Consider the following 19,069-nt stretch of genomic DNA (forward strand, 5'->3'; position numbering starts at 1 on the left):
GTCTACCGCGCGGTGATGCGCTCGACCATGGAAACGGGCACGACCTGAAGCCGGGTTTCCGGCTCATCGCTATCGAGCGCGGTCAAAACCTTCTCTGTCAATGCGTCGAAAGACTGGGCAACAGTCGTCAGCTGGTAGCTTTTCCAGCCGGCCTGCGGAATATCGTCGAAACCGACAATCGAGATATCTTCCGGCACCCGGCGGCCCATCTCCAGCCGGGCGGCGTCCATGAAACCAAGTGCCAGCAGATCAGTGACACAGAAGGCGCCATCGATGGTCCTGTCCGCGAGCAATTCTCGACCGGCCTGATAGCCACTGTCATAGCAGGTGGGACCGCCGCACCATGGAACCACCTGGATACCCTCCATGGTCATGCGCTCGGTGAAAGCGTTGACGCGGCGCAACTGTGCGGGCGTCCGGCTGCCGCTGGAGACAACCGCAACCTTTCTGCACCTGGCTGCCACAAGCCGCATGGCGGCCAGGTTGGCGCCGTGGGAATCGTCGCTCAGCACCATATTCGTATCGGTGCGGTCCAGATGCTGGTTGATGAGGATGAGACGCACGCCGTTGGCGATGCATTCGTCGATAATAGAGGCCGGAGGTTCACCGGAAAGAACGATGATAGCCTGCGCGCGGAATTCGAAGAGACGCTCGATGAGTGGTGCAATGTCCTTGCGCGCATCTGCGGCATTCAGAAGCAGGCATTGCAGGCCGCGACGCAGAAGGCCGATGCTGAGGAGATCGAGTTGCTTTGAAATGAAGGGAGAACCGAGGTTGGCGCCGACGACCCCGATGAGGTTGGAACGGTCATTGTTGAGGCCCTGCGCCAGCCGGTTGACGCGGTAGCCGAGTTCCTGTGCCGCTTTCAGTACCTTGCGCCGGACTGCCTTGGATACGCTGCCGCCGGGAGTGAAGGTGCGTGAAACGGCGGAGCGTGAGACACCCGCCTTTTTCGCCACTTCTTCGGCTGTCACGAACCCTCGCGCCATTCAATCCCCCGTTGCCAAACCACATGTCTGATAGCACAGGTCAGATTGCAGCGACTATTCCAATCGAAATATTTCAGCTTCTGTGGTCGCGGTCAGTTTTGCGGTTCCAGCGCGCTTGCCGCAGCCTCGGCACGCGCGGCTGCCTGTTTTGCTTCCCGTTCGGCGCGGGAGGCCGCTTCCGGGTTGCTCGAACCGTCATAACCTCCCATGGCGCGTTCCCCGATGGCAATGCGGACATCCTTGAGCTGGACGATGACAAGACCGGCGAGGATGGCCGCGCCGATAAGGAATGCTGTTTTCCCGTTTATGGTCATTCGACTCCACGCTTCGTGTTTGCCGGCGGAGGAAACAGCCGGCAAAACCGCCGCTCAGCGGGTCAGCAGGCCGACGCCTGTTTCCGCATCGAACAAATGCATATCGGACGGGTCGATGTCGAGGCCGATCGTTTCACCGGCCTTGACTGCGCTGCGTCCCTGCACCGCGATGACCAGTTCGGTGGAGGTTCCCGTCGTGAGGAAGGTCGCCGAACCGGTTGTTTCCACCGCGGAAACCGGCAGCGCCAATGTCGCTCCGGCTGCTGCGACCGGCCGGATATGTTCCGGCCTGATGCCGACAATCACATCTTTGCCGGGCGGCAGAGAGGCCGGATTCCCAATTGATTGCTGCGGCTCGCCTTCGCCGAAGCTGAGCTGAAGGGACGCGCCATCCGGGCTGACGGTCGCCGGAATGAAATTCATGGCCGGCGAACCGATGAAGCCCGCAACGAAACGATTGACCGGGCGGTCGTATAGTTCCAGTGGCGTACCCTGCTGCTCGATCACGCCATCGCGCATGACGACGACATGGTCGGCCATGGTCATCGCTTCGATCTGGTCATGGGTGACATAGACTGAGGTTGCATGCAGGCGATCGTGTAGCGCGCGGATTTCCTTGCGCATGTGGACGCGCAGCGCCGCATCGAGATTGGAAAGCGGCTCATCGAACAGGAAGGCCTGCGGGTTGCGGATGATCGCCCGGCTCATGGCCACGCGCTGGCGCTGGCCGCCGGAGAGTTCGCGCGGATAGCGCTTCATCAGCTTTGAAAGTCCTGTCGTGGCGGCAACTTCTTCCGCCGCCTTGCGGGCCTCGGCCTTGGCGACGCCGCGCATCCGCAGCGAATAGGTGAGGTTCTCCTCCACGGTCATATGCGGGTAGAGCGCATAGGACTGGAACACCATGGCCACATCGCGCTTGCGCGGCGGCACACCGTTCATCAGCGTGCCGGCAATGCGCATGTCGCCGGCCGATATGGTTTCCAGCCCGGCGAGCGAGCGCAGAAGTGTGGATTTGCCGCAGCCCGACGGGCCGACAAGCGCGACGAAAGTGCCCTTCTCGATGGAAAGGTTGATGTTCTTCAGCGCATGAAAGGCGCCGTAATATTTGTTGACGCCGGAAAGTTCTATCTGAAGAGTCATTTGAGCGCTCCTGAGGTCAGGCCGGATACGATGCGGCGCTGCAAGAGAATGAAAAGGGCAAGAATGGGCGTCACATACATGGTCGCATAGGCCATGATGTTGTTCCATTCGCTGGTGTTGGGGCCCATGAAGGAATTGAGGCCGACGCTCGCCGGCTGCAAATCGGCCGCCTGTATCATCGATTTCGAGTAGACGAACTCGCCGAAGGCCTGCATGAAGATGAGGATGGCGCTGACGAGAATGCCGTTTCTGGCAAGCGGCAGCACGATGTTGAAAAACGCGCCAACCCGGGAATTGCCATCCACAAGTGCCGCCTCTTCCAGCTCCTGCGGCACTGCCATGAAGGTGGCGCGCACAAGCACCACGAAGAAGGGCATGCTTTTCGCCGCAATGGCGAGGATGACCGACAAGCGCGGATAATCCAGAAGCCCAAATTGCGAGAAACCGACGAAGATCGGCGTGATCATCAAAGATGCCGGCAGAACCTGCAGCATAAGGATGAGGAACAGGCCGATATCCACCCAGACATTGCGATACCGCGCCAGGACATAGGCACAGCCGACACCGAGAATGGTGATCAGCAGCACCGCGCTGGAGGCGATCAGCACCGAATTCCACAGGTAGCGCCCCATATTGCGGCTGTTCCAGACATAGGCATAGGTCTGCCATTGCGGATCGCTGGGCCAGAAGGAGGGCGGATTGGCGAACATTTCCGAGCCGCTCTTGAGCGAGGTCAAATACATCCAGTAAAGCGGGAAGAGGTAGATGATGGCGAGTACGATGGCGATGGCCAGCATCAGGCGGTTGCGGGTCGTGATGCTCATCCGCGCACCTCATGCCGAGTGGAACGCACATAAACGATGGAAGCCAGCATGACGAACACGATCATGATGACGGAGATCGTGGCGCCCTTGCCGAAATCATATTGCCGGAAGGACAGATCCCAGGCCCAATATTGCGCCACGTTGGAGCTGTTATTCGGTCCGCCATCGGTAATGGCGGCGAAAAGATCGAATTGCTGCAGCGTGAAAATCAGCCCGAGCGAGACGATGGCGCCGATGGTGGAGCGCATCATCGGCAGGGTGATGGTGTAGAAGCGCTGCCAGGCGTTCGCGCCGTCCAGTTCCGCGGCCTCGTACAGGTCGCCGGGAATGGAGGCGAGGCCGACGGAAAGCAGGATCATGTTGAAGGAAGTGCCGAGCCAGATATTGGCGATGACGACGGCCCAGAGCGAAAAATTCGCATCGGAGCGCCAGAAGATATTGCCCGATATCAGGCCGCTTTCCCGTAGGAAGAAATTCAACACGCCGAAATCGCCCGAGAGGATCCAGTTCCAGATCGCGCCCACCACGAGGCCGGGCATGACCCAGGACACGAGAAAAAGGCCGCGCATCCAGGTTGCGCCGGGAAAATTGACCCAGAAGAACAGCGCCAGACCGAAGCCGATGGCGAATTGCCCGGCAATCGAGGCCACGACAAAGGTGACCGTGTTGAAAAGGATCGGCAATGTTTCCGGTTGCCGGAACAGGTCGATATAATTCTTGAAGCCGACGAAGGGGCGCACGAAGGTGCCCAGGCTGAACATGTCGACTTCCTGAAAGCTCATGACGATGTTGTAGATGAGCGGCAGCCCCGCCATGACGAACAGGAAGCCCAAAGGAAAGGCGACAAGGACGATATCGAAACCGCGACCGTCACTGACGCTGGAAAACAGTTTTTTCATGAAACATCCTCGCAAGCTCCAGTCGGGGCCGCCGCCGCTTGTCGCGGCAGGCAGCCCCACCGGGAGGAACCCCTTGGGTGGAGGCCGGAGAAAGCCGGCCGCCCGCCCGGATCAGCCTTCGACCAGCTTTATCTTTTCAGCGGCCTGGTCGAGCGCGGCTTTCGGCGTCATCTGACCCGAAAGCGCGCCCTGAATGGCATCCTGAATAGCCTTGGAAATCTTCGGCCATTCGGGCGAGGGGCCGCGCGGCTGCGCATATTTCAGCTGTTCCACAAAGGTCTTCAGCGCCTCATCCTTCAACGCATTGCCGGTCGGCGGAACGGGGATATCCGAGCGCGCCGGCAACTGGCCGAAGTTCTTGAACATGTCCTTGTCCTTTGAGGCGAAGAACTCGATTGCCTTGAAGGCTTCTTCCGGATGTTTCGTCTTGGAGAAGATCGCCCAGTTATAGTCGCCCATGGCCGAAGACCGCGGAGCGTCGGGCGTGGGCACCGGCAGCAAAGCGACACCCCAGTCGAACTTGGCGTCCTTCAGCATGCGGTCGATTTCCCAAGGGCCGGAAATGACCATGGCGGCGTTGCCGGCGTTGAAGGTGGCGGTGGAGTCCCACTGGCTGCGCGTCAGCGTATCGGGCGATGCCAGCTTTTCATCCAGCATCAGCTTCCACGTTTCCAGCGCTTTGACGGCGCCCTCGGTATTGATGTTCTTGTAGGTCGCGCCTGCCATCTGCGCCCAGGGCAGGAACTGGAAGGTGCCTTCCTCATTCGCCTTGGCGCTGAAGCTGATACCATAGATGTTCTTCGAGGGGTCGGTCAGCTTGCGGGCAGCATCCACCAGCTCATCCCAGGTCTGCGGCGGTTTTGCCGCGTCCAGCCCAGCGGCCTTGAACAGGTCCTTGTTGTAATAAAGCGCAATCGTGTTCGTGGCCTTGGGCACGCCGAAATATTTGCCGTCCCACATCACCGATTTCAGCGGTCCCGGAAAATAATTCTCCGTCTTGATGACATCCGACTTCGCAATCATGTCCGTCACGTCGAGAAAGGCCCCGCGTGCGGCGAACATGGCGTGGTTGGGGTTGTCGATGGCGATGATGTCGGGCGCGTTGCCGGTGGAATAGGCGCGCATGGATTCGCTCACCACATCATCGAACTGCAATTGCCGGTATTCGATCTTGATGCCGTTATTGAGCGCGTTGAACTCCTTGATGAGGTTCGGTGCCGGCTGGATATCGCGATCCAGCGACCACAGCGTCAACGTCACATCTTCTGCCTGCGCCGCAATAGCGCCGGCGGACACGCCCGCCAGCAAAAATGCGCCGGCCATCATGCATTTTGCGATACCCATAATCTCCTCCTCTTGGTTATCGTCTCTGCAATTTTCAAAAACCTTCTCCCAAAAGGCTTCCGTTATGTGGGGTCGACGACGAAATCGCCGCCGCGGCATTTTTTCAGATAATTCAGGCCATGCACCTGTCCCGTCATTTCCAGCGCGTCGCGATAGACGGGGTCATGCCAGCCTTCGATGTCGATGGAGCCGGACCAGCCGGCGAGGCGTAGTTCGGAAATAATGTCCGTCCAGTTGCTGTCGCCGAAACCCGGCGTGCGCATGAAGACGAATTTTTCCTTGCCGAAAATGCCGTGCTCGCGAATGACATCCCAGCGGATGGTCGCGTCCTTGCCGTGAACGTGGAAAATCTTGTCCGCCCATTTGCGGATCTGCGGCAGCGGATCGATGAGATAGACCATCTGGTGGCAGGGTTCCCATTCGATGCCGATATTGTCATCCGGCGTTTCGTTGAACATCATCTCCCAGGCATCGGGATTGTGCGCGATGTTCCAGTCACCGGTCTGCCAGTTGCCGTCCATGGCGCAGTTTTCAAAGGCGATCTTCACGCCCTCGTCGGCGGCGCGCTTGGCAAGCTCGCTCCAGATTTCTTTGTACCGCGGCAGGCTTTCCGGCAGCGGCCTGCCACGAAGCCTGCCGGTGAAACCTGCAACGCAGGTCGCGCCGAAATGGTGAGCATTGTCGATGCAGTCTTTCCAGCCTTGCAGTGTCTCAAGGTCAATGTCCGTCTCCTCCAGCGGATTGCCGAACATGCCGAGCGTACTGATGGTGATGTCGCGGTCGCCAATCGCGTCAAGGCAGCGCTTGCCGAGTTCGGCAAGGTCCTGACCGTTGGTGGTCTGCCAGAAGAACGGCTCGAAGCTTTCAAAGCCGAGATCGGCGATCTGGCCGATGCGTTCGGCCGCCTGTCCCTTGGTGGCGCTGACCATGGTGCCGATGCGGATGGATGTTGCCGGATTGCTCACGTCTTTCAGTCCTTATGCTGCAATGGAAACACGCTGGCCGAGGCGGGCGCTTTCAATCGCGCCGATCACCATGGCAAGGCTGTTGATGTTGTCGAAGGAGGCTGTTTCCGGCATCTCACCCGTGCGGATGGAATGAAGGAACGAGAGAATGACGCTGGCATGGCCACGCGTATCCTTCTCGGAAACGGCATCGGAAACGTTTACGGTTTTAAATCCACGCAAAAGTCCCTGCTCGTCACCGGCCACGGAGGCGGAGAAATTGTCTTCACCGTCCCAGAGGATCATGCCCTTCGAGCCGATCAGCCGCCAGCGCGCTTCCCAGCTGGTCCGCTCGCCTTCGGCGCACCAGGAACCACGATAGGTAAAGACGACATCATTTGAGAACTCGAAAATGGCATTGGCGCTCGCCCCATGGGCATACCATGAGCCGGCCGGGTTCTTTTCCACGCAAAAGACGGAGAGGGGTTTTTCATTGGCGACGAAACGGGCCGCATCGAAGGTGTGGATCGCCATGTCGAGAAGCAGGACGTTCTTCATTTCTTCACGGAAGCCGCCGAAATGGGGCCCAAGGAAAAAATCGCAATGGATGGCCGTCAGGTCACCGATGATACCGTCTTCAAGCGCGCGGCGCAGCCGGCGGATACCCGCAATAAACCGCCGGTTTTGCACCACGGCATGAATTCTGCCGGCATTTTTTGCCAGTTCCACCAGCGTGGCGGCTTCCTCCATCGAGGCGGCAAGCGGCTTTTCGCTCAGCACATGGCACCCCGCCTCGAGACCGGCTTCAACCACGGCAAAGCGTGCCTGCGGGATGACGATATCAAAAAGGATGTCGGCTTTCGTTTCAGCCAGAACGTGGCGAAGATCGGTGCCGATGACCGCATCCGTGAGGGCGAATTCTTCGGCAAGTGCGCGGGCTGTGTTCTCGTTCAGGTCGACCAGACCGGCGATCCTGATCGCGCCGGCGATTTCCGGCGTGGATTGAATGGCGCGTAACCAGCCTTTGGCCATTGCTCCGCATCCGCATAAAACGGCATTAAATGTCATCTCATCTCCCCGGGGCTCTTTTGCAAACTCCTCTTTGCGCAGAGCGTCGTAAACGTTTACGAGACTATGCCAATGGTGTTAGATATGTCAAGACCGTTAAGGGACGCGTTGACTGCGCGCCGGGCCTGGGAGGGGAATGAATGAAAGGAATTCGTCAGCTTGCCGATTATCTGGAGATATCGATAGGCACTGTTTCCCGTGCCCTGAACGGTAAGCCGGATGTGAACGAAGAAACGCGGCGGCGTGTTCTCGAAGCGGCGGAAAAGCTGGGTTATGTCGCCAACCAGTCCGGCCGCAGCCTCAGGCAGGGAACCACCAATGTCATCGGCCTCATGACCGGCAGCGACGCGCAGACCGTGGAGAACTCCGACAACTTCTTCCTGGGCGTGACGGACGGTCTGCAAAGCGTGTTTTCCGGGCATAATCTCGATCTCATCGTTCTGCCCTGCCCGGGGGAAGAGGATCCGGATGAATATCTAAAGCGCATGGTGGCGCGCCGCATGGTGGATGCGATGATCATTTCCGCGACGCGGCGGATAGACAAACGTGTGGATTTCCTGAAGCAGACCCGCCTGCCTTTCGTGGCGCTCGGTCGGACCGCTTCCAGCGACACCCACGCCTGGATCGACCTCGATTTCGAGGGCGTTGCGAAAAACGCGGTCGACCGCCTTGCCGCTGCCGGGCATCGTTCGATTGCGGTGGCGGTGCCCGACAGCGACATCAATCTCGGTTATGTTTTTCTGGAAGGATACAGGCGCGCGCTGGAAGACAATGGCATGGCTTACGATTCCTCACTGGTCATCCGCGCGAAATCCAGCGAACAGGGCGGTTATCACGCCGCCAGCGAATGGCTGCAGATGCGGCCCCGGCCAACGGCGATCGTGCTGATCTACGAACTGATGGCGGTCGGTCTTTATCGCCGGCTTGCGGAAGTGGGCCTGAAACCGGGGCGCGATCTCGCCGTCATCGGCTTCCGCGATGGCCCGCGCGGCCAGTTTCTGGAACCACGGCTGACCAGTTTCCGCATGTCCCTGCATGATCTCGGCGTGACGGTGGCTCAGACACTGTTATCGACCATGCCGGCCTACGCGCCGTTTTATCCCGATCAGGCCCGCCATTGCGTTTGGCCCATGCTTCTGGTGGCCGGCGAGAGCGATCCCGCCCCATAAGACAGCAGGGGGGCGTTAAAGTCTCAGGTCGTTAACGCTCACGACGCCGAAAGGATTGAATTTATATTCGTCTTCCTCACACTGTGTGTCGTCGGAGAGGGAGGCGCCACGGCCCTTCAAGGTGGCTTCAACGTCTTCACGCGCCATTTGCTCGGCGATATCGTCTATCAAGGCGGCTATCTTCAGCTGTTCGGCGTTGGTGGACGGCTGATCCCCATCTTTTTTGGTGAAGCGCACCTGCACATCGGGCAAGCCGATCAGGTGAAACCTAACGCTCGTCATGCCTTCGGCATCGTCTCCTATGGGGCGGCGTGCGAAAGCCAGACGACAGGTTTTGGCAAGCACCATCCCGTCATCGGCGGCCGCTTTGCCACGCGACTGCTCGTAGAGCTGCTTCCAGCGCCTTGCGCCATGGGCGACGCCCGCACTTTCACCCTTCACGGCGACAGCGCCGTGATCGAGCATGTGCTGTACGAATCTGAGGGCGTTTGCGGATGTCTCCACAGGTGTTTCGGCATCTGGACTGCCTTCATGAAGTATGGCTTATGAGCCTCAGAAGGCCATCGAAATGGTAGCGAAAAGACACAAGGTAGAAGAGATCGTCACGAAGCTTCGTCGGGTTGACGTGCTGAATACGCAGGGAAAATCGATGGCGGAGGCGATCCGGTCGATAGGGGTGACAGAAGTTACATATTACCGGTGGCGTTCCGAATACGGCGGCTTGAAGGGCGACCAGGTAAAGCGCCTGAAGGAGCTGGAAGCGGAGAATGCCCGGCTCCGGCGCGCCGTTTCCGACCTCACCTTGGACAAGATGGTTTTATTGGAGGCCGCCAAGGGAAACTTCTGAGCCCGCCCGTCACCGCGTTTGCGTGAACCATGTGATCGATGAACTGAGGTGTCCGAGAGACGGGCGTGCCGAGTCTTGGGTCAGCATCGTTCCACGCTGCGCAAGATCGCAAAGACTCCGGATGATGAAGCGGGGTTGACTACGGACATCACGGCGCTCGCCCTCCAGTATGGTCGCTATGGCTATCGCGGCATCACGGCGATGCTGCACCAGGCGGGCTGGATCGTGAACGTCGAGCGCATCTGGCGACGGGAGAGTGCGTCACAAGCAACCGAAACGCGGGCGACTGTGGTTGAACGACAGTTCGTGCATCCGGCTTCGGCCGGAATATCCCAACCATGTCTGGTCCTACGACTTCGTCGAGGATCGCACGCACAACGGCAGGAAAATCCGCATGCTCAACGTGATCGACGAGTTCACGCGAAAATGTATCGCCATCAGGGTCGAGAGAAAGCTGAAGGCCATCGATGTCATCGACGTGCTTTCCGATCTCTTCATCCTACACGGCGTTCCCACCCATATTCGTTCCGACAACGCCCGGAGTTCATCGCCAAGGGGCGCTACGGGAGTGGATCGCGCGGTGGGTGCCAAGACCGCCTACATCATGCCAGGTAGCCCGTGGGAAAACGGCTACTGTGAGAGCTTAACTCGAAGCTCCGTGATGAACTGCTCAACGGCGAGATCTTCTACACGCTCAAGGAGGCGAAAATCATCATCGGAAACTGGAGACAGCATTATAATACCGTGAGGCTACAATCATCGCTGGGCTATAAGCCACCGGAACCCGAAGCAACGGTCTGGTCTCGCCAAAATGGACCGGCGTCAACACCAACAGTGGCTAGCAGGCTGAGCATGCACTAACATTCCAAACGGATCACCTCGTGGGGGCAGGCCATTTCCCAAAAAGAAAATACCCGGCAACAAGATGGCGCTGGCTGGTACCAGCAAGCCGGAAGATCTGGACAATCTCATCGCCTAAGTCGAAAGCGTCGCTTCGAAGCCGGCTGAGTGAAAACAGTGCGGCTACGTGGTGGAAGCAAAGCTCCTGGCGAAGGTCAGGCGCCTGCGCGCTACACTTGCCTCACTTCGCCTTCCGCCAACTGGGCGAGGCCCGGCAGATTGCAGACCAGAAGCTTCTGCCGCCCGCCCTGCACCAGCCCCTTACTCTCCCAACTGCTGAGGATGCGGGAAACGGTGTGCAGTGTGGTGCCGGTCATCTCGGCGATATCCTGCCGCGAGATCGGGAAGTCGATACGGATGCCGTCTTCCTCCTTGCGGCCTGCCTGCTGCGAAAGGCGCAGCACGGCATGGGCCACCCGGCGCTCCACTTCCTGCGTCGACATTTCGCGGATGCGCGTATGGGCTTCCTCGAGCCGCTGGCCGATTGTCTGCATGGTGGAGACGGCAAGATGTGGGTTCTGTTCGACGAATTGCGGCCAGAGGTCCGTCTGCCATGACAGGATGACGCTTTCGGCAGCCGTCGTGGCGGTGCCGGGATAATCGGACCGTTGCAGTGCTCTTGCGAAACCGAAGAGATCACCGGGATGCACCACGCGCACGATGATCTGCTGGCCGTCATGCGTCACCTGCGTCACCTTCAGGCGGCCGTGTATGAGCAGGAAGAAATGCGTTGCCGACTGGCCCTGCTCGAAAATGGCTTCACCCGGCGGCACCAGCCGGGACGTGGCGTGGGTCAGCAGGCCGTCCAGCTCATCGTCGGCCATCTTGGCAAACAAGGCCAGCGACCGGATGACGCTTCGGTCAATCTTCACTTGCACCCTCTCCGGTGATCGGACGATCCCGCAGGTGAATGCATTGGCAATCGGGGACCGGCCTTTTCTGTATTGTCAGCATACAGCACTATCACCGGCGGCAGAAGATCAAATGATATGAATCAAGCACTTGTTTTAATTGATGATTGTCAAGAAAACAGGGCAGTGGCACGAAGCTTTTCGAGAAGCGGCGCGTACCAGCGTGTGTCTCTTACGAGCCTGAACCCGAGATTATCAGGCGGTACGCCAACGGCGCAGCCGCCGCTTTTCGGGTTTTTGACGAAGGCGCTCATCGCCGCCCGGTGTTTTCCCGAAGCGACCGGAATGCCGCAGGAAGCGACGCTATCGATCGCCTCACCATCCTTGCCGAGCGTCACGCGGTGGCTGCAACTCGAGGTCCATTCCCAGACATTGCCGCCGAAATCGGCAAGGCCATATTCGTTTTCGCCGAAGCTGCCATAGGATTGCGGAACGGGGTTGCCCGAGGCCTTGCGGCTGGTCTGTCGCTCGTAATCCGCCAGCCAGCGCAAAGCGGGGTTTTCACTGTCCGCAGCCACGCCGAGCGTCTCATCTGGGAAAAGCGACCCGGCGGCGAAGGCCAGTTCAGCGTCACTCGGCAGGCGCCAGACCTCGCCTGTCCGCTCGCTCAGCCACTTTGCATAGGCGCGGGCGTCGTCCTGGCTGATGCCGGTTGCCGGTATCGCGCCGCCGACCGGAGCGGCAAAGCCGGGTTCCGGCTGTTGACAGCCGCCGTCTGCGACGCAGCGCGCATAATCCGCGCTCGATACCTGATATTTCATGATCGTCAGATTTTGCCGCATCGTTACGTCAACCATCGGCCCATCGACAGCATAACCATTGCGGAAATATTCGCCCTCCGCCCGGTAGGTGAAATGTCCGGCGGGCACTGTAACGACCTGTGGCGCCGTCATGGCGGCGCGGTCATCAGCGCCGCTGCGGATGATCCCGGACTGGAAACCGATGGCCGTTGCCAGCAGTGTGGCAAGCGAGAGCGGGAGAAGAAGCGAGACGGCATTTGGGAAATGGCTGTTGCCGGGAATGCCCATGGGAACCTGCCTGCGTCGAGAAGACGCCAGAGTTCGGGCCTGCTTTCAGGCCGCATAGCAGAAGGGGGAGCGCGCCGCACCTGCTGGCGGCGCGCTCCGGTTTGCGTCAGATGCTCGATGGGGCAAGCACCGCCTGCATCAGGTTGTTGTTCCACTCACCCGTCACCTTGAAGTGGGCGGCCGCGCCCAGTTCGAAGGCTTCGATAAGGTTGTGGTTGACATAGGCGTAGATGCCGGGCTGCTCAAAGGTATAGAAGGCCGCGCCCGCTGTGCCGCCGGGGATGAACCAGGTTTCCTGGTCAAGATCCGGTGGGTTGCGGAACTTGCCCGTCGCCCAGACATAATCGCCGTGGCCACCAATGAGGTGCGGGCGGCTATCACGGTTCGCCTGCGAATGGACGATCAGCACCTTCTCGCCAACGGCGGCCTGAAGGGCGTGTTCCCCGGTCAGGGCGCCGACTGCGCCGTTGAAGACGATGTGGCTCGGCGTCAGCTTGCGCATCACCTCCAGCGTGTCGGCCATGGCGTCGCCGGCGCTTTCATATTTCTTGAAATTGCCGTTCTCGTCGCGCGGGATGTAGAAGTCCTGCTCGCCGACATAATAGACCTTGTCATAAACAAGTTTCTTGCCGTGGCCGTCCGTCAGGCCCTCTCGCGGCAATACCATGATCGCGCCATTCATGCCCGAGGTGACGTGCCAGGGCACCATGCCGGGAGGTGCGCAGTGATAGACAAAGACGCCAGCCTTGGTGGCCTTGAAGCGCAGGATCGCCTTTTCACCGGGGTTGACGATGGTGAGCCCGCCGCCGCCGAGCGCGCCGGTGGCCGAGTGGAAGTCGATATTGTGCTGCAGCTCATTGGTATCAGGGTTGATGAGGGTCAGTTCGACATAGTCGTCCTGATGCACCACCATCAGAGGCCCGGGAACCGAACCGTTGAAGGTCATGGCGTGGACCTCGGTGCCCTTGTCGTCGAGGATCATCTTCTGCTCTTTGATCGTGAGCGTGAACTCGACGATCTTCGGTCCATCTTCGGCTTTCTGCGTGTGGGCGTGCACGAAGGGCGGTTTGACGAGATCAACTTTTACGCGAGGCAGCGCTGCAATCTCCGCGCTCGTCAATGGCTTGGCTGTGGCCTTCTTTTCCTCTGCCGCGCTCGCTGCCGAGGGCATGATGACGGGAGCTATAGCCCCTGCAAATGCTGCGCCTGCGAGAATATTACGCCGTGTGATGTGGAAGGTTTCCGTCATCATTCTTCTCCTATCCCTCTTGGGGCAGAGCATGTTTCGCTCTGTCACAGCATTTGTAGCGGAGGGGCGGAAATACAATTTGAGATGGAGCAAACTTCGCTTTCGGCGCCCTGCGACATTTTGGCAGGCGGCTGAAGGCCGGCGTGGAAGCGTCGCGCCGCCTCTTTGCCTGTTCGCAAAGAAGCCGGACGGGCTTGGGTCTAGACATATGTCAAGACCAAGCAAGGAGTATTATAATGAGTGGCAGCGAAACCGTTCTCACCCAAGGGCGCAGCCGGCCAAAGGGCGGCATTCCAAGAGGGCTGGCGCGCACCGGCCCGGTTATCTTTTCTTACGGCTTCCGGCCGTTTTTCCTCGGTGGCGCCCTCTGGGCCATCGTGGCGATGGTGTTGTGGATCGCAGCCCTTTCCGGCTTCATCGACCTTGGCGGGGATTACGGCGCACCGAACTGGCATGCCCATGAGATGCTGTTCGGTTTCGCTTCGGCGGTGCTGGCCGGTTTTCTTTTGACGGCGGTGCCGAACTGGACGGGACGACTGCCGGTGTCGGGCAAACCTTTGGTGTGGCTGTTTGCGCTCTGGTGTGCCGGCCGGCTTTTCCTGCTTGTGTCGGAGACGGTGGGCGTGGTCACCGCCGCAGCCGTGGACGGGCTTTTCCTGCCGGCGCTTCTGGCGATCTGCGCGCGCGAGGTCATTGCCGGGCGCAAATGGAAAGATCTGAAGGTGCTGGGCGGGCTGCTGGCGCTTTCCGTCGCCAACATCGTGTTCCATGTGGCGGCGATCGAAGGCGACCTGAGCCAGATCGCGACCCGCCTTGCGGTCTCTGCCTATACCGTGCTCGTCATCATCGTCGGCGGCCGCATCGTGCCGAGTTTTACCCGCAACTGGCTGAACCGTTTCGGCCGCACGGATTTCCCCGTGCCCTATAACGGTTTCGACACCGCAGCCATCCTCACCGGAATCGCGGCGCTGGCCGTCTGGACAATAGAGCCCGAGAGCATCGTGGCCGTGCCAACGGCGCTTCTGGCGGCTTTCATGCACGCCGCGCGTCTTATCCGCTGGCGCGGCTGGACGACCTGGCCGGAGCAGGTGCTGGTGGTGCTGCATGTCGCCTATGCCTTCATTCCCGCCGGTTTCATCACCATAGCGCTGGCGGCGCTTGACGTGATGGATACGCGCTCGGTCCTGCACATACTCACCGTAGGCGTTATCGGCTGCATGATGCTTGCTGTCATGACGAGAGCGAGCCTTGGCCATACCGGGCGCAAGCTCGCGGCCAGCAGGGTCACCATCGCCGCTTACGTGGCGCTGATCGCCTGCGCACTGCTGAGACCGGCAGCCGAGTTCTTCCCCGGCGCGATGATGCATCTCTATGCTTGCTCGGCGCTCTTCTGGATCGTGGGTTTCGGTCTCTTCTGCGTTGAATATGGGCCGATCCTGACGCGTGAGCGCAAACCGCTGAAAGCGTAGTCGAGTCGTTGCTAAACCGCCAAAACGAACCGCCCCGGAAGCAATTTCCGGGGCGTTTCGTTATCGAGGGATTTTGTATCCGGCTTAATGCGCGCCGGCGCCAGCGCGGATGAAGATGCGAAAAGCCGTGCGCGCCTCGTCGAAATTGCCGGCCCATTGATGGCCCCGGGCCAGAAGGTCCGGGTAAAGGAAAGTCGGCTCCTGCGGTATCAGCACGAAGATCACGGCGCCAGGTGGAAGACGGTCAAGTGCGGCAAGCGTGCGGTTTGCCTGACCTTCGGCCGTTTCGTCGCTGAGATCGAGATAGATGACCGGGTCTGGCCATATCTGCGGCTCCTCGGCATTGCCCGCAGTCGCCGGTGAAACAGAAATCTGCTCCGCTTCAGTGGATTGCGGCGTAAACAGCACTTCCCAGTCACCGCCGCCGATTTCCCTCACCTGATGGTCGAAACCGCGCTCTGCCATCACCTTGAACAGCGGAACGGGCCGGAAGGTGGCGTATAATCGCAGCGCCTCACCCGGCGCAAGTCCGGCCAGGGCTTCCATGATTGCCGGAAAGGGCTCGCCGCCGCTCAGCAAAAGCGGCCGGACATCGAGTTCCCTGATTCTTTCCGTCATTGCATCACCTCATCTGTCGGCTGGCGGCGGCAAGGGCCGTCCGCCAGAGGTCTTTTCACCACATCGCCGGGGCAGGGGTCAATGTTCGGATCCGCAGCAGCATTCGCAGCCGGACATATCATCCTCGGAACCTTCGGCCTGTTCTTCAAGCCGGCCGATATCGAGGCGCCAGACTTCCGGACCCTGTTCGAGATATTCCCAGCCGAACTGGCCGGGGAAATTTGTGGCGAGCTGGTAAAGCAGCGGACGGGGATCGTGATCGCTGGTGATCTGCAGCGATTGACCCTCGGTCAACGCGCCGAGCGCACCGAAAATGCGCGGATGACGTTCGCGATGCGGAATGATGCGCACATCGATATTGGTTGCGGTTTGGGCTTCGGACATAGGCTGGTTCCACGGCCGCGGATGGAATGATGCCCGGCGGTGCGGCCGGCCGGCGGACTGGAAAAACCTATCCGCCGTGCCGTTGGGAGACATTGTCGCCGCGCAAACAAACCTGAGATTCGTCAGGTCCGTCTGCGCGACAATCAGCCGGCAAGGCTGCGATAGATTGCCGGCAGCGCCGATGGCAGCTTGGCGATCCTGTTGATGATGGCATAACCGTTCTGGCCGAACATGGCCGGAATATAGGATTGCGCCTTGCTGTCGACCGTTACGCCGAAGACGCTGACGCCCGAGCGCCGCGCCTCGGAGACCGCGCGGCGGCTGTCCTCGATGGCGAAGCGGCCCTCATAGTGGTCGACATCGTTCGGTTTCCCGTCCGTCAGCATCAGAAGCAGCTTGCGGCGCTCCGGCCTGTCATGCAGCTTGGCGCTGGCATGGCGGATGGCGGGGCCGATGCGGGTATAAAAACCGGGTTTCAGCGCCGCAATGCGACGTTCGACAGCGTGGCCCATTGGCTCCTCGAAATCCTTCACCGTTTCCACCTGCACCCAGGAACGGCGGCGGGAGGTGAAGGTCAGGATGGAGTGACTGTCACCACAGGCGGAAAGCCCGTGCGCAAGCACCAGCAGCGCTTCCTTCTCCACATCGAGAACCCGGCGATTGTCGAACCAGGCATCGGTCGACAAGGACACATCGACGAGGATCGTTACGGCGAGATCATGCGCCTGCGGGCGGCTGGCCATATGGATGCGGTCGCTGCCCTGTCCGCCGGCGGCGATATCACTTCTGGCGCGCACCACGGCGTCAAGATCGAGATCGTTGCCGTCAAGCTGGGCGCGCAGCATCTCGTGGCGCGGTCTCAGCACCTCGAATTGCCGCCAGACCCGGCGGATGAGGCTTTTAGTGTCCGGGTCGGGTTCCGGTGCCGTCTCCGCGTCTTTCGCCGGACCGGCGATGACCCGGCAATGATCGGCGAGATAGCTGCTGCTGCGATAATCCCATTCGGGATAGGTCAGTTCCGCCGTTAGCGCGGTATGGTTCAGTGCTTCGGGCGGCAGGTCCAGATCGAAGCGGAAGCGGGCGGAGGGCCGTCCCTTTCTTTCACCCAGCGTCATGTCATCCAGCTCGTCGGCTGCGCTGCCGTCGGCATCGTCGCTGTCGTCGCCGGGACGATCGACATTGACCATCTCCGCCATGGCGAGGATTTTTTCGAAACGGTTCAGGATGAAGGGGCTGCGTTCCGTCTGCCGGTTCTCCGCCTTTTCACGCACGGCGATATGACGGGCCGCTTCCGCCCCCTGTGGTGCTGCGCTCGCCGCCGGCTGGTCTTCGCCCTGCCGCGCCTCGGAAGTTTCGCGCAGCAGCGTGTCCGGCCATAGCGGCACCGGCAGCATCGGCAGGTAGCGCGGCGGCGCCTTGGCCGGAAAGCCGGCGGGTGGCGCATGGCCCTCGATCCCTGCCGCATCGGCGAGCATGGAAAGCACCCGTTGTTCCACCTGCTGTTCCGCCTGCGGCAGCGGCCGCTTCTGCCGCACCGCGAGCATGGCGGCGCAAAGCCGGCGATAACGGGCCTTCATTCCGGGGAAGGCATGGATGACGGCTTTTGCCAGTTCTGCGGCGCGGTCGAGCCGGGCGAGATCGTTGCGCAGCGGATCGGCAGCCATGACTGGTTCAAGCGGCATCATCGCCATGGTGGCGGCGAGCCAGAGATAAAGATCGCGGTTGAGGCGCCGGTCGGGAAACAGATCGAGCACCGGGGGCAGCATCAGCGTGGCATGATCGCGTCCGGGCTGGGCAAGCTTTTCTTCGCCGAGACCCATGCGCTGGCGAAGCCTCAGCCGGTGTGTGGAGGTGCGGGCGCGGGCCGGGGCGATCTGCACCGCATGTTCACCGCCAAAACCGCGGAAACATATGGCCAGCACGGCCTGCATATCCTCCAGCTTCACGGCATGATCCGGGAAGCGCAGCCATGTGCCGGTTTCGCCAATCAGCCTGTGCCAGGCGCGGCCGACGGTTTCTTCCAGTTCCAGAAAGTCCAGCATGGTTTATCCTCATGGCATCGAGCCGGAATGCGCGGGTAATACCGCGCATTCAGATATGGATATAAATGTGCCTTATCGGATGACCGCATCCGCGACTTCATGCAGCGCGGCCTTCACATCCGGCTCGTCGGTCAGCGGTTCGATCATCGCCGCGCGCACGGCCTGACGGGCGGGAAGGCCGGTATCGATGAGGCTGGCGCAATAAACGAGCAGGCGGGTGGAGACGCCCTCTTCCAGATCGTGGCCTTTCAGGCCGCGCAGCCGGTGGGCGAGATCGACGAGCGGCTCGACATCGCGGGCATCCAGCCCGCTTTCATGCGAAACGACGGCAATCTCCTGCTCCTTCGGCAGAAAATCGAATTCAATGGCGACGAAGCGCTGGCGGGTGCTGGGTTTCAGGCTCTTTAAAAGGTTCTGATAGCCGGGATTATAGGACACGACGAGCATGAAGCCGGAGGGCGCTTCCAGAACCTCGCCGGTGCGCTCCAGCGGCAGGATACGGCGGTCGTCGGTGAGCGGATGCAGCACGACAGCCACATCCTTGCGCGCCTCGACGATCTCGTCGAGGTAACATATGCCGCCCTGGCGCACGGATCGCGTCAGCGGGCCGTCCATCCACACGGTTTCGCCGCCTTTCAGCAGGTAACGGCCGGTCAGATCGGCGGCAGCTAGATCGTCGTGGCATGAAACGGTGGAAAGCGGCAGGCCGAGTTTCGCTGCCATATGGCTGACGAAACGGGTCTTGCCGCAACCTGTCGGACCTTTCAGCAGCAGCGGCAATTGCCGCACCCAGGCGCTTTCGAACAGCGTGCATTCATTGCCAAGCGGGGTGTAGAACGGCGCGTCCGGCAAAGGCTGCGGCGCGGGGCGGAAAATCGTATTCATGGTCATCTCCATGGTTGATGGTAAGCACCGGCTCTCCGGGGGAAA

At 60.4% G+C, this 19,069-nt stretch carries 17 protein-coding genes and 3 pseudogenes; 4 read left to right on the top strand and 16 right to left on the bottom strand.

Going from position 1 to position 19,069, the window contains the following annotated elements:
* Nucleotides 1–2 precede the first annotated feature (2 nt).
* The 8 genes from PL597_RS15000 to PL597_RS15035 form a co-directional block, all read right to left on the bottom strand.
* Complete coding sequence (locus PL597_RS15000) at nucleotides 3–989, bottom strand: LacI family DNA-binding transcriptional regulator (RefSeq protein ID WP_137411882.1); 987 nt, start codon at nucleotides 987–989, stop codon at nucleotides 3–5.
* A gap of 92 nt (nucleotides 990–1,081) precedes the next feature.
* A complete protein-coding gene (locus PL597_RS15005; RefSeq protein ID WP_137411883.1) occupies nucleotides 1,082–1,303 on the bottom strand; it encodes a hypothetical protein in 222 nt (73 codons plus the stop codon).
* A gap of 54 nt (nucleotides 1,304–1,357) precedes the next feature.
* On the bottom strand, nucleotides 1,358–2,443 hold the full coding sequence (locus PL597_RS15010; protein ID WP_137411884.1) for an ABC transporter ATP-binding protein: 1,086 nt from the start codon (nucleotides 2,441–2,443) through the stop codon (nucleotides 1,358–1,360).
* Nucleotides 2,440–3,267 carry a carbohydrate ABC transporter permease gene (locus PL597_RS15015; protein ID WP_077984122.1) on the bottom strand — a complete coding sequence of 276 codons (828 nt, stop codon included), beginning with the start codon at nucleotides 3,265–3,267 and terminating at the stop codon, nucleotides 2,440–2,442. Before PL597_RS15015 ends, PL597_RS15010 begins: the two co-directional genes overlap by 4 nt.
* A complete protein-coding gene (locus PL597_RS15020; RefSeq protein ID WP_137411885.1) occupies nucleotides 3,264–4,166 on the bottom strand; it encodes a carbohydrate ABC transporter permease in 903 nt (300 codons plus the stop codon). The genes PL597_RS15015 and PL597_RS15020 overlap by 4 nt, the downstream gene beginning before the upstream one ends.
* 111 nt (nucleotides 4,167–4,277) lie before the next feature.
* Entirely contained in the window at nucleotides 4,278–5,510 is a 1,233-nt protein-coding gene (locus tag PL597_RS15025) for an ABC transporter substrate-binding protein (protein ID WP_077984120.1), read from the bottom strand.
* A gap of 62 nt (nucleotides 5,511–5,572) precedes the next feature.
* Nucleotides 5,573–6,475 (bottom strand): sugar phosphate isomerase/epimerase family protein, encoded by a 903-nt coding sequence (locus PL597_RS15030; RefSeq protein ID WP_137411886.1) that lies wholly within the window; start codon nucleotides 6,473–6,475, stop codon nucleotides 5,573–5,575.
* Nucleotides 6,476–6,487: 12 nt separating this feature from the next.
* On the bottom strand, nucleotides 6,488–7,522 hold the full coding sequence (locus tag PL597_RS15035; RefSeq protein ID WP_137411887.1) for a Gfo/Idh/MocA family protein: 1,035 nt from the start codon (nucleotides 7,520–7,522) through the stop codon (nucleotides 6,488–6,490).
* Between the two features lie 140 nt (nucleotides 7,523–7,662).
* Here PL597_RS15035 and PL597_RS15040 point away from each other — a divergent pair, with 140 nt between their 5' ends.
* Nucleotides 7,663–8,691 (top strand): LacI family DNA-binding transcriptional regulator, encoded by a 1,029-nt coding sequence (locus PL597_RS15040; RefSeq protein WP_077984117.1) that lies wholly within the window; start codon nucleotides 7,663–7,665, stop codon nucleotides 8,689–8,691.
* Nucleotides 8,692–8,706: 15 nt separating this feature from the next.
* Here PL597_RS15040 and PL597_RS15045 read toward each other — a convergent pair.
* A pseudogene (locus tag PL597_RS15045) lies at nucleotides 8,707–9,216 on the bottom strand (hypothetical protein); the annotation flags it as partial.
* Between the two features lie 43 nt (nucleotides 9,217–9,259).
* On the opposite strand from PL597_RS15045, the pseudogene PL597_RS15050 reads away from it, so the two are divergent.
* Together PL597_RS15050 and PL597_RS15055 are read left to right on the top strand one after the other, a co-directional pair.
* A pseudogene (locus PL597_RS15050) lies at nucleotides 9,260–10,399 on the top strand (IS3 family transposase).
* A 37-nt stretch (nucleotides 10,400–10,436) separates the two neighbouring features.
* Nucleotides 10,437–10,517: pseudogene (locus PL597_RS15055) on the top strand (c-type cytochrome); the annotation flags it as partial.
* 91 nt (nucleotides 10,518–10,608) lie between these two features.
* Here PL597_RS15055 and PL597_RS15060 read toward each other — a convergent pair.
* The 3 genes from PL597_RS15060 to nirK all read right to left on the bottom strand — a co-directional run bounded on the left by PL597_RS15060 (nucleotide 10,609) and on the right by nirK (nucleotide 13,626).
* Complete coding sequence (locus PL597_RS15060; protein WP_137411888.1) at nucleotides 10,609–11,310, bottom strand: Crp/Fnr family transcriptional regulator; 702 nt, start codon at nucleotides 11,308–11,310, stop codon at nucleotides 10,609–10,611.
* A 149-nt stretch (nucleotides 11,311–11,459) separates the two neighbouring features.
* A complete protein-coding gene (locus tag PL597_RS15065; RefSeq protein ID WP_137411889.1) occupies nucleotides 11,460–12,377 on the bottom strand; it encodes an SUMF1/EgtB/PvdO family nonheme iron enzyme in 918 nt (305 codons plus the stop codon).
* A 106-nt stretch (nucleotides 12,378–12,483) separates the two neighbouring features.
* Nucleotides 12,484–13,626 (bottom strand): copper-containing nitrite reductase, encoded by a 1,143-nt coding sequence (gene nirK, locus PL597_RS15070; RefSeq protein WP_137411890.1) that lies wholly within the window; start codon nucleotides 13,624–13,626, stop codon nucleotides 12,484–12,486.
* Between the two features lie 236 nt (nucleotides 13,627–13,862).
* On the opposite strand from nirK, the gene PL597_RS15075 reads away from it, so the two are divergent.
* On the top strand, nucleotides 13,863–15,095 hold the full coding sequence (locus PL597_RS15075; protein ID WP_149148312.1) for an NnrS family protein: 1,233 nt from the start codon (nucleotides 13,863–13,865) through the stop codon (nucleotides 15,093–15,095).
* Between the two features lie 84 nt (nucleotides 15,096–15,179).
* On the opposite strand, the gene PL597_RS15080 is transcribed toward PL597_RS15075, so the two are convergent.
* From PL597_RS15080 to PL597_RS15095, 4 genes are all read right to left on the bottom strand, one after another.
* Nucleotides 15,180–15,713 (bottom strand): DUF2249 domain-containing protein, encoded by a 534-nt coding sequence (locus PL597_RS15080; RefSeq protein WP_271365569.1) that lies wholly within the window; start codon nucleotides 15,711–15,713, stop codon nucleotides 15,180–15,182.
* Nucleotides 15,714–15,791: 78 nt separating this feature from the next.
* The gene (locus PL597_RS15085; RefSeq protein WP_035257647.1) at nucleotides 15,792–16,097 is read right to left on the bottom strand and encodes a DUF2249 domain-containing protein; all 306 of its coding nucleotides are present in this window, start codon (nucleotides 16,095–16,097) and stop codon (nucleotides 15,792–15,794) included.
* 143 nt (nucleotides 16,098–16,240) lie between these two features.
* Complete coding sequence (locus PL597_RS15090; protein ID WP_137411894.1) at nucleotides 16,241–18,139, bottom strand: nitric oxide reductase activation protein NorD; 1,899 nt, start codon at nucleotides 18,137–18,139, stop codon at nucleotides 16,241–16,243.
* 72 nt (nucleotides 18,140–18,211) lie between these two features.
* Nucleotides 18,212–19,024 (bottom strand): CbbQ/NirQ/NorQ/GpvN family protein, encoded by an 813-nt coding sequence (locus tag PL597_RS15095; protein ID WP_078053324.1) that lies wholly within the window; start codon nucleotides 19,022–19,024, stop codon nucleotides 18,212–18,214.
* Between the last annotated feature and the right edge of the window lie 45 nt (nucleotides 19,025–19,069).

It is taken from the genome of Agrobacterium sp. ST15.13.013, from assembly GCF_027956525.1.
Classification (GTDB): domain Bacteria; phylum Pseudomonadota; class Alphaproteobacteria; order Rhizobiales; family Rhizobiaceae; genus Agrobacterium; species Agrobacterium salinitolerans.

What these genes read in the sequence shown, in the direction of transcription:
- PL597_RS15000 (WP_137411882.1), bottom strand. Translation starts at nt 989, where the DNA reads ATGGCGCGAGGGTTCGTGACAGCCGAAGAAGTGGCGAAAAAGGCGGGT.
- PL597_RS15005 (WP_137411883.1), bottom strand. Translation starts at nt 1,303, where the DNA reads ATGACCATAAACGGGAAAACAGCATTCCTTATCGGCGCGGCCATCCTC.
- PL597_RS15010 (WP_137411884.1), bottom strand. Translation starts at nt 2,443, where the DNA reads ATGACTCTTCAGATAGAACTTTCCGGCGTCAACAAATATTACGGCGCC.
- PL597_RS15015 (WP_077984122.1), bottom strand. Translation starts at nt 3,267, where the DNA reads ATGAGCATCACGACCCGCAACCGCCTGATGCTGGCCATCGCCATCGTA.
- PL597_RS15020 (WP_137411885.1), bottom strand. Translation starts at nt 4,166, where the DNA reads ATGAAAAAACTGTTTTCCAGCGTCAGTGACGGTCGCGGTTTCGATATC.
- PL597_RS15025 (WP_077984120.1), bottom strand. Translation starts at nt 5,510, where the DNA reads ATGGGTATCGCAAAATGCATGATGGCCGGCGCATTTTTGCTGGCGGGC.
- PL597_RS15035 (WP_137411887.1), bottom strand. Translation starts at nt 7,522, where the DNA reads ATGACATTTAATGCCGTTTTATGCGGATGCGGAGCAATGGCCAAAGGC.
- PL597_RS15040 (WP_077984117.1), top strand. Translation starts at nt 7,663, where the DNA reads ATGAAAGGAATTCGTCAGCTTGCCGATTATCTGGAGATATCGATAGGC.
- PL597_RS15065 (WP_137411889.1), bottom strand. Translation starts at nt 12,377, where the DNA reads ATGGGCATTCCCGGCAACAGCCATTTCCCAAATGCCGTCTCGCTTCTT.
- nirK (WP_137411890.1), bottom strand. Translation starts at nt 13,626, where the DNA reads ATGACGGAAACCTTCCACATCACACGGCGTAATATTCTCGCAGGCGCA.
- PL597_RS15075 (WP_149148312.1), top strand. Translation starts at nt 13,863, where the DNA reads ATGAGTGGCAGCGAAACCGTTCTCACCCAAGGGCGCAGCCGGCCAAAG.
- PL597_RS15080 (WP_271365569.1), bottom strand. Translation starts at nt 15,713, where the DNA reads ATGACGGAAAGAATCAGGGAACTCGATGTCCGGCCGCTTTTGCTGAGC.
- PL597_RS15085 (WP_035257647.1), bottom strand. Translation starts at nt 16,097, where the DNA reads ATGTCCGAAGCCCAAACCGCAACCAATATCGATGTGCGCATCATTCCG.
- PL597_RS15090 (WP_137411894.1), bottom strand. Translation starts at nt 18,139, where the DNA reads ATGCTGGACTTTCTGGAACTGGAAGAAACCGTCGGCCGCGCCTGGCAC.
- PL597_RS15095 (WP_078053324.1), bottom strand. Translation starts at nt 19,024, where the DNA reads ATGAATACGATTTTCCGCCCCGCGCCGCAGCCTTTGCCGGACGCGCCG.